8 protein-coding genes and 1 pseudogene are annotated in these 7,908 nt (G+C 55.0%); 7 read left to right on the forward strand and 2 right to left on the reverse strand.

The features are described 5' to 3' along the window. The first annotated feature begins 90 nt into the window (after positions 1 to 90). The 5 genes from ACNKID_RS08670 to ACNKID_RS08690 all read left to right on the forward strand — a co-directional run bounded on the left by ACNKID_RS08670 (position 91) and on the right by ACNKID_RS08690 (position 4,435). Positions 91 to 918, forward strand: coding sequence for a glutaminyl-peptide cyclotransferase (locus tag ACNKID_RS08670; protein WP_417913038.1), 828 nt, complete (start codon positions 91 to 93; stop codon positions 916 to 918). Positions 919 to 1,045: 127 nt separating this feature from the next. Further along, entirely contained in the window at positions 1,046 to 2,536 is a 1,491-nt protein-coding gene (locus ACNKID_RS08675) for a DegQ family serine endoprotease (RefSeq protein WP_417913039.1), read from the forward strand. A 71-nt stretch (positions 2,537 to 2,607) separates the two neighbouring features. Then, positions 2,608 to 2,934: a nucleotide pyrophosphohydrolase gene (locus ACNKID_RS08680; protein WP_417913040.1), complete on the forward strand. Its 327-nt coding sequence runs from the start codon at positions 2,608 to 2,610 to the stop codon at positions 2,932 to 2,934. Continuing rightward, the gene (locus ACNKID_RS08685; RefSeq protein WP_417913041.1) at positions 2,931 to 4,022 is read left to right on the forward strand and encodes a phosphotransferase enzyme family protein; all 1,092 of its coding nucleotides are present in this window, start codon (positions 2,931 to 2,933) and stop codon (positions 4,020 to 4,022) included. Before ACNKID_RS08680 ends, ACNKID_RS08685 begins: the two co-directional genes overlap by 4 nt. A gap of 20 nt (positions 4,023 to 4,042) precedes the next feature. Beyond that, the gene (locus ACNKID_RS08690) at positions 4,043 to 4,435 is read left to right on the forward strand and encodes a hypothetical protein (RefSeq protein ID WP_417913042.1); all 393 of its coding nucleotides are present in this window, start codon (positions 4,043 to 4,045) and stop codon (positions 4,433 to 4,435) included. Between the two features lie 390 nt (positions 4,436 to 4,825). Here the strand turns inward: ACNKID_RS08690 and ACNKID_RS08695 are convergent, their stop codons facing one another. Next, positions 4,826 to 5,077 carry a hypothetical protein gene (locus ACNKID_RS08695; protein WP_417913043.1) on the reverse strand — a complete coding sequence of 84 codons (252 nt, stop codon included), beginning with the start codon at positions 5,075 to 5,077 and terminating at the stop codon, positions 4,826 to 4,828. A 146-nt stretch (positions 5,078 to 5,223) separates the two neighbouring features. Between ACNKID_RS08695 and ACNKID_RS08700 the strand changes: the two genes are divergently transcribed. Together ACNKID_RS08700 and ACNKID_RS08705 are read left to right on the forward strand one after the other, a co-directional pair. After that, complete coding sequence (locus ACNKID_RS08700; protein ID WP_417913044.1) at positions 5,224 to 6,480, forward strand: S8 family peptidase; 1,257 nt, start codon at positions 5,224 to 5,226, stop codon at positions 6,478 to 6,480. A gap of 17 nt (positions 6,481 to 6,497) precedes the next feature. Continuing rightward, on the forward strand, positions 6,498 to 7,445 hold the full coding sequence (locus ACNKID_RS08705) for a trypsin-like serine peptidase (protein WP_417913045.1): 948 nt from the start codon (positions 6,498 to 6,500) through the stop codon (positions 7,443 to 7,445). Between the two features lie 46 nt (positions 7,446 to 7,491). Here the strand turns inward: ACNKID_RS08705 and ACNKID_RS08710 are convergent. Further along, positions 7,492 to 7,908: pseudogene (locus ACNKID_RS08710) on the reverse strand (valine--tRNA ligase); the annotation flags it as partial.

The raw sequence follows: 7,908 nt of genomic DNA on the forward strand, positions 1-7,908 counted from the left end.
GAGAAATCCTCAAGAAGCAGTGACAACCCAAGTTGTTGCAGGTCGCAACTTGGGTGATGTTTTAGCAAATCAGCAAGGAGGTGCACACGCATGGAATTGTCTTGCGGCAGACGCATGGCCGCGCAATTGCTCACAGCTCTGTTTCTGGCCGCCCTGCCGCCCGTCCTGAAGGGATGCAGCCGCGAAGAGCCTGAAACCGTTCCGGCCCATTTCATCGGCGAAGCGGTCAAAGAATATGCCCATGATCAGAACGCGTTCACCCAAGGTTTGGCTTGGGACAAAGGCGAGATGTATGAAAGCACCGGCCTGAACGGTTATTCCTCCTTGCGCCGGGTCGATCTTGAAAGCGGCAGGGTCGAGCAGCGGCTGGAGCACAGCAGGGATATCTTTGCCGAAGGGCTGACGGTGCTTAAGAATTCAATCTATCAGCTGACATGGGACAACAGGCTGATTTTCCAATACGACAAACGCAGCTTCGAGCTGGTGCGCACATGGCCGTGGCCACGCGAGGGCTGGGGCATCACTCATGACGGCAGAAGTCTGATCGTCAGCGACGGCTCGTCCACACTCTATTTTCTCGACCCGGAGAGCATGAACGAGCAGCGGCGGCTCACCGTGCGCGATCAAGGACGGGAAATTGACCGCCTCAACGAGCTGGAATACGTCAAAGGCTCGGTCTACGCCAATGTGTGGAAAGAGACCCGGATCGCAATCATCAGCCCGGAGAGCGGGGCGGTGACATCTTGGCTCGACCTGTCGGAAATATCAGCCCAGATGCGCCAGCCCGGCAAAGGCGACGAGGATGTCCTCAACGGCATCATGCACGATCCGGCAGCGGACAGGCTTTTCGTCACCGGCAAGCTCTGGCCTTCGCTTTTTGAGATCAAACTTGTGCCGACGCAAATAAGATGGCCCTGAAGGACGCTGAAAAACGGCGCGGACGAGCGCAATACCGCTTGACGATTTTCCTGTCAAGTATAACACTATGTCCGCAGGTCAGAAGCCTGCATCTCTCAACAAGCCTTCAACCCGTGGAGCTGCAAAAATGATCTTCGAGAAGCGCACGTTGGCGCGGCTGCGTCTGACAGCCGCATGTTTCATCTCGTTCTGCGGTCTTGCCCTGTCCGCGCCGCCGCAAGCCGCCGCGCAGGATGATGTTCTTGCGCTGGAGCGTTCCAGCAAAGCCTTCAGCTCGGTGGTGAAGAAAGCCGGGCCGGCGGTGGTGTACATCAGCGTGGAGAAAAACATCAAGCGAGACAGCAGGCGGTTTGAGGAAATGTTCGGCGCGGATGAGTTTCTGCGCCGTTTCTTCGGAGATCAGTTCCAGCAGCAGCGCCCTCAGCAGCCGCAAAGTCCACAGCAACCGCAGCGACCGTTCAAACGGCAGGGAGCCGGCTCCGGCTTCATCATCTCCCCGGACGGCCTGATCCTGACGAACAACCATGTGGTTGAGGAAGCGGATAAAATTACCGTCAAGCTGGCGGACAAGCGCGAGTTCAACGCCAAAGTCGTTGGCACTGATCCGCAGTCTGACGTGGCGCTGATCAAGATCGAAGGCAGCAATCTGCCCACCCTGCCGTTAGGCAATTCCAACGAGCTGGAAGTCGGCGAATGGGTGATCGCTATTGGCAGCCCCTTTGAACTGAGCCAGAGCGTAACTGTAGGCGTGGTTTCAGCCACCGGTCGCAACAAAATCGGCATCAGTGAATACGAGAACTTCATTCAAACCGACGCAGCCATCAATCTTGGCAACTCCGGCGGTCCACTCCTGAATATCAAGGGCCAAGCTGTAGGCATCAACACTGCCATTTTTTCCGGCAGTGGCGGCAACATCGGCATCGGTTTCGCCATTCCGATCAACATGGCCAAATCCATTGAGGAGCAGCTGCGCAGCCACGGCAAGGTGATCCGGGGCTGGCTGGGCCTGATCATTCAAGATGTGGACGACAACCTGGCGCAGTCCTTCGGTCTAGGCAAGACCGAAGGCATTCTCGTCTCTGAAGTCACGTCTGGCTCGCCCGCTGAAAAGGCCGGACTGAAGCAAGGCGATGTTGTTCTTGCTCTCAACGGCTCGACCTTGAATGATGTGAGCGACCTGCGCAACCGGATTGCGATGATTGCGCCCGGCACAGCTGTCACCTTGGACATCATCCGGGACGGCCGCAAACAGCAGGTGAGCGTGCTGATCGCCGAGCAGCCTTCTGATTTCAGTGAGGGCGGCAAGAGCAAGATGAAGCAGCAGGACGGCTCGCTCATGGACAAGCTGGGCCTGACCTTGCAGGAGCTTACACCTGAATTGGCCGAGCAGTTCGGCTACAGCAAAGGCCAAGGCGTGCTTGTTGCCGAAGTCGAGGCCAACAGCCCGGCGGATAATGTCGGCATTGAGCCGGGCCAGCTCATTGAGGAGGTCAACCGGGTGCGGGTGCGCAGCTTCTCCGATCTGAAGGATGCTCTGAAAAAAGGCGGCAGCCAAGTGCTCCTCAAGGTGCGGGCGGGAGAGTTCAGCCGCTACGTGGCTCTGAAGTACGAGGAATGAGACGAGTTCCGTCTGCAAACTGACGCGGGGCAGGCCATGCGCCTGCCCTTTTCTTTTTCCAAACGCTGATCATGCCTTTCAATTCTTTGGAAGAATTGGCTGTCTTTCTGCGCGGCTTCGCTGCCGAGCGCGGCTGGGAGCGGTTTCATAGCCCGAAAAATCTGGCCATGGCCCTGAGCGTCGAGGCTGCTGAACTGACCGAGCATTTTCAGTGGCTGACAGAGCAGCAGAGCATTGAGCTGGACACAAGGCAGCGCGAGGCCGCAGCCTTGGAGATGGCGGACGTGCTGATTTATCTTGTCCGCATGGCTGACCGTCTGGACATTGATCTGCTTGATGCTGCCCGGCGCAAGGTTGTCCTCAATGCGAAAAAATACCCAGCGGAGCAGCTGTCATGAACGCCCTTGCCTGCGGAGCCTTCGCCTTTCTCCGGCCAAACGAGGAGCTGGTCTCGCTCGTGCCGCTGGGCAGCGGCAGGGTCAATGACACTTGGCTGGCAGTCACAGCGGCAGGAGGAAAATACGTCCTTCAGCGGCTGAATCCGGCAGTTTTTCCTGACCCATCGCTGGTGCAGGCCAATCTCTGCCGGGTGACGGAGCATCTCCGCATATCCCTGCCTGCGGACAATTCGTTCAAAGTCTTTGAGGTGTTCAGCAGTCCGGCAGGCCTGAACAGCTGGACGGACAGCAACGGAGCCTGCTGGCGGCTGCTCTCATATCTCGACGGCTCAGTCCTTGAAGTGATCGAGAATGCGGAGCAGGCTCGGGAAATCGGCACCGCGCTGGGACTCTTTCATCAGCTTTTGGCTGCCCTACCTCCGCCTCCGCTGGCCGACACGCTGCCCGGCTTTCACAACACCCCGCTCTATCTGGCTGAATACGAGACGCGCCTAATGGATCTCTGCCAGCCCGAGGCTGCCGACTGCCGCGACTTCATCCATCAGCGCAGGGCGGACATCTTTCTGCTTGAGCAGGCCCGGCGGCGTGGCGAGATCAGCGTGCAGCCCGTGCACGGTGATCCCAAGGTCGGCAACTTTCTTTTTTCGCACGACCGGCGGCAGGTCATCAGCCTGCTTGATCTCGACACAGTCAAGCCCGGCCTTATCCTGCACGACCTCGGCGACTGCCTGCGCTCCTGCTGCAATCCGCTGGGCGAAGAGATCGAGAATCTGGATCAAGTTGTGTTCCGAAAAGATTTCTTCGCCGCCGTGCTGGAAGGTTATTTTTCCCGCGCCGCCGCGCTGCTCAAGCCCGGCGACTTGCGGCTCATAGCTGACAGTGCGCGGCTGATCAGTCTGGAGCTGGGCCTGCGCTTTTACAGCGACTATCTCGCAGGCAGCCGCTATTTCAAGGCAGTGCGCCAGGAACAGAATCTTTTTCGGGCCAGAACACAGTTTGCGCTGGTGCGTTCTTTGGAAAATCAATATACTGAGCTGACTATGATTGCGGCGAACTGCGCAGCGGGCCGCCCGTTCCAATTCACTTGATCAAACAGATGGAGGCAAACATGATGAGGAAGATGCTGCTGCTCTGCGGCTGCTTGGCTATGGTTTCTTGCGTCAATGACAAACCTGAAGCGCCGCCTCAGCCGCCCAAACCTATTGAGCTGAAGCACGGTGGCACGCTTGAGGAAGGCGGTCTCCGCATTCACTTCGCCTCCGTCACGAACGACTCGCGCTGCCCGAACGGAATGGAGTGCGCATGGCCGGGCAATGCTGAAATCGTGTTGGAACTGAGCGGCGACGGCAACCACGCGGCGGTGCTGAACACCAATCCGCAGTTTCCACAAAGCTACCGCACCAGCGGGCATATGATCACGCTCAAAGAGCTGAAGCCCTACCCGGAAGCCGGGCAAACCATCGCGCTGAACGAGTATGTCGCTGTGCTGACCGTGGAATGAATCGCATCTCATGGGCAGCGGGCCAAATCCCTTGATCATTCAAGATTTCGCCGCGCCGTCAGCTTTTTCTGCTGAGCAGCATGCGGCTTTTCTCTCCGCAAAGCACGCTTGAACCGTTCTGTTTCACAGTTACATTGCCCTGATTCACGCTTCAATCAGGCTGATTTACGTGTGAATCAGCCTGGTTCATGCTTCAATCGCTTTAATTCAAGCGTGAACCAGACCGTTTTAAACGTGAATCGTGTTGTTTTAAGCGTGAAACAGCCTGATTGAAGTGTGAAACAGGGCGGTTCACGCGGCCTTTCAAGTTCATGCAGGCTGTTTTGTCCTGCGCCATCATTTCCCCTGCAACAAAAGCTGCTGCATCGCAGGCAGCCAAGGCCGTCGCTGTCAATTCCACGTCCCGTTTGGCCAGAGATGTGCAGAGGTTGTCCAGCTCGGCCTCCACTCCACGTCAATCAGCTCCTTGAGCGGCACCACCACCTCAACGCCGCTCACCAGCGCATGAGCGGCATCATCCGGCACCGCGCCGGAATCAGCAATGTCAATGCTCTCAGCACGGGTCATGGCGCAGATGGAGCCGCTGAAAGAGCGCAGCAGCTCGCGTTTGCCTGCGTCGGGACAAATCAGGGTGACATGCACCTTCGCGCTGGGATGTACGTCCGCCTCGCTGCGAAAGGTTAGTTTTTTGTGCGCGTCCTCTACAACTTTTTTTATCGGTATGATACACTACTATGGTAGTGTGGCTAAAAGCAAGCTTGTCAATTTTACACAAAAGGAGATACATCATGTCAACACGATATTTAGTCATTAGAACCAACGCTGACATTGAACATGTTTATTATCGAAAGAGAGCATCTTACTTCTCTGATCCTGTTTCCTGGATGTCTGCAAAAGTTACTAGAGGATCAATTGATCTTACTGGAGAATCTCCAGAAAAAATTTCAATATCTATTGATACGATAGATGGGCATGAATCTGATGCCGAACAATTACGATCTGACCCAAGTACTGTTATGGTGGCTGATCCAGATGTTGTCTTTTCTCTCGTTCAACCAAAAGCACGTTATGTATCGGATGCAATATCGTTAAAAACAGCAGGCACTCTCCGAATGCCAGAAGGACTTTTGGCTGTGAATGCCGACACCTGTCCATTTACAGGCCAAGGAGTCACTGTAGCTGTGCTCGATACAGGAATTGATGCCACTCATCCCGCGTTCAAAGGCAAAAAACTTGCAAAGCGAGATTTTACTGGAGAAGGAAACAGTATAGATGACGTAACAGACAAAGAGGGACACGGTACACACTGTGCAGGGACGGTATGCGGTACGATTGTGGATGATGTGCGTGTGGGGATTGCTCCAGGTGTGACTAAACTTTGCATAGGCAAAGTTATTGGAACAAATGGTGGCACACTCGAAATGTTGCTGAAGGGCATGTACTGGGCGGTTATGGAGGAAAACGCATCGGTGATTTCTATGTCACTTGGCTACGATTTGCCAGGCAACACTGAACGATTGATCCGGTCAGGCATGAATCCAGCACTCGCCACGCAGAAAGCTATGCGGCAACAGAACGATATCATAAAAGGCATAGCTACACTACGTGCGTTTCTTGAATCCCAACGGAAGAATGTCCTGTTTGTTGCAGCAAGCGGCAACGAAAGTGATCGGCCAGCATTCGTGCTCGACGCAGGGCTGCCAGCGGCAGAGTTATTCCCTGTAGGTGCAGTCGGCTTGAAAGCAGACAAGTGGGAAGTAGCATCATTCTCAAATGCTCGCGCTCAGATCGTCGCGCCGGGCGTTGATGTCGTCTCTGCTGCGGTTGGAGGAGGATGGGCGAGCATGAGCGGCACATCTATGGCAACACCGCATGTCGCAGGTGTTGCGGCACTTTGGGTGGAGAAACTAGGCAGCACTGGAGACCTGTTCAATCCAGGTTCCTTATATTCTGCACTGTTGGCTAACGCTACAAAGAATCCTCTTGCCAATACAGATACAGGTTCAATAGGTGCCGGAATGGTGCAGGCACCCCTTTCAATCTAATTTCAGGGAGGTCAATCATGAATCCAAAACCAGTTGCTCTGCCTCGTCCGCCGCATGTTGAGGCTGCGGCGATTATGATGTTTAGAACTTCAGCAGAACCTGAGAAGCCTTTGCAGGATATGCTGCGTCGGCGCGAGGTGTTATCACTTGAACTTGGCCGTCTTGATGCTGAAATCGAACGATACGCCTATGAGAGTCTATGTGGGGTGGATGATACTCAAGATGTCGAGTTGTACGATGGGACTCTTGGTGTCACACGAGAGTTTGTTGATCGTTATGAACCTCCAATCGGTCAACTGCAATGGTTAGACGACCTGCATCAACGTTTTAACGGTTCTAATGAGTCACCAGGAAATGTTACCGGAGTACGCTGGGGCAGCGGCGGGTTGTTTACGAACGATATGTTTATTACAGCCGGACACTGCTTTGATCAATACGGCGGCGGATGGCAGCGACCATCTCGTAATGGAATAACTGTTGAATCTGCTGAAATAGCCACTCTCATGCGGGTCAATTTCAACTTTCAAATCAATGGCCAAACCAAGCAAGAAAGGCTTGGTGAGTCATTTCCTGTTGAAGCATTGCTGGAATACCGATCAGGAGGTTTGGATTTTGCAATTGTACGATTGGGAAGGAATGCGTCCGGGAAGCTGCCAGGCGAGATATATGGAACATTTCAGTTTGCCGAGCAGGATGTCACCCAATCTGGTGCCATGCTGTGCTTGATCCAGCATCCGTCAGGGCGGCCAAAAAAAGTGGAAGCAGGCTCTATGCTGCATAACAAAGCTGGTCAGATTGCATACAACAGCCTCGACACGGAAGGTGGTTCATCTGGCTCGCCGATTCTGACGACCGATGGCAGGATTGTTGGAGTTCATACCAATGGCGGATGCAGTTATTTCAGTGGATTTAATTATGGAGTGACAATCGGCGCAATCCGTGCAGCATCATCTGTAATCAGTTGATACGCTTAAAGGGGCAGGCCACACCTGCCCCTTCACCCTTCTTTTACTACTGATGCAGCTTCCCCAACCTCTCCCTCGACTCCTCATTCTTCGCTATCCGCGCGTTCAGCTCCTCCAGCTTGGCCTGCTCCTTGGCCACCACCTCTGGCGGCGCATTGCGGAGGAAGTTCTCATTGCCGAGCTTGCCGCACACCCGCTGCAAGTCCTGCTCCAGCACCTTGCGCTCGCGGGCCAGTTTGTCGAGTTCGGCATCCACGTCAATCAGCTCCTTGAGCGGCACCACCACCTCAACGCCGTTCACCAGCGCGTGAGCCGCATCATCCGGCACTGCGCCGGATTCGGCAATATCGAGGCTCTCAGCGCGGGTCATGGCGCAGACGGAGCCGCTGAAACCGCGCAACAGCTCGCGCTTGCCTGCGTCGGGACAAATCAGCGAGACATGCACCTTCGCGCTGGGATGCAC

This window comes from Candidatus Electronema sp. TJ (assembly GCF_048287355.1).
Classification (GTDB): domain Bacteria; phylum Desulfobacterota; class Desulfobulbia; order Desulfobulbales; family Desulfobulbaceae; genus Electronema.

Bases quoted from the DNA above. Each gene is read 5' to 3' on its own strand.
- ACNKID_RS08670 (WP_417913038.1), top strand. From the start codon at position 91: ATGGAATTGTCTTGCGGCAGACGCATGGCCGCGCAATTGCTCACAGCT.
- ACNKID_RS08675 (WP_417913039.1), top strand. From the start codon at position 1,046: ATGATCTTCGAGAAGCGCACGTTGGCGCGGCTGCGTCTGACAGCCGCA.
- ACNKID_RS08680 (WP_417913040.1), top strand. From the start codon at position 2,608: ATGCCTTTCAATTCTTTGGAAGAATTGGCTGTCTTTCTGCGCGGCTTC.
- ACNKID_RS08685 (WP_417913041.1), top strand. From the start codon at position 2,931: ATGAACGCCCTTGCCTGCGGAGCCTTCGCCTTTCTCCGGCCAAACGAG.
- ACNKID_RS08690 (WP_417913042.1), top strand. From the start codon at position 4,043: ATGATGAGGAAGATGCTGCTGCTCTGCGGCTGCTTGGCTATGGTTTCT.
- ACNKID_RS08700 (WP_417913044.1), top strand. From the start codon at position 5,224: ATGTCAACACGATATTTAGTCATTAGAACCAACGCTGACATTGAACAT.
- ACNKID_RS08705 (WP_417913045.1), top strand. From the start codon at position 6,498: ATGAATCCAAAACCAGTTGCTCTGCCTCGTCCGCCGCATGTTGAGGCT.